Genomic DNA, 516 nt, shown 5'->3' on the forward strand with positions numbered 1-516 from the left:
GCTTTCGGAGCGGGGGGTGGCGCCGTCTGGGATGTCGTTGCATGGGCTGGTGCGGCACTTGGCGGGGGTGGAGCGCTGGTGGTTCCGTATTCAGTTCGCCGGTGAGGACGTTCCGCTGCTGTATTACTCGGACGAGGACCCCGACCAGGACTTCGACGCGCTCGACGGCGACCCCGCGGAGGCGTTCGCGGTGTGGCGGGCGGAGTGCGAGCGCTCGCGGGAGATCGTGGCCGCCGCGGAGTCGCTGGATGTGACGGGGATCCGGAAGCGGACCGGGGAGCCGATCGCGCTGCGGCGGATCATGGTGGACATGATCGCCGAGTACGCCCGCCACAACGGCCATGCGGATCTGCTGCGTGAGCGGATCGACGGCGCCACGGGGTGGTGACCCGCGGGACCTCAAGACTTGATGAAGTCGAGGATGTCGGCGTTGAGCTGATCCTTGTGGGTGATGTACAGGCCGTGCCCGGCGGCCGGGTACTCCTTGTAGATGGTGCCGGGGATCAGGGCGGCCGT

At 68.4% G+C, this 516-nt stretch carries 1 protein-coding gene; it reads left to right on the forward strand.

The window, feature by feature from the left end; genetic code table 11:
* Positions 1-388 (forward strand): DinB family protein (locus CCN51_RS52430; RefSeq protein ID WP_107426328.1); only part of this gene is annotated, 388 nt, incomplete at its 5' end.
* Positions 389-516 lie beyond the last annotated feature (128 nt).

This window comes from Streptomyces milbemycinicus, assembly GCF_002154605.1.
Taxonomy (GTDB): Bacteria; Actinomycetota; Actinomycetes; order Streptomycetales; family Streptomycetaceae; genus Streptomyces; species Streptomyces milbemycinicus.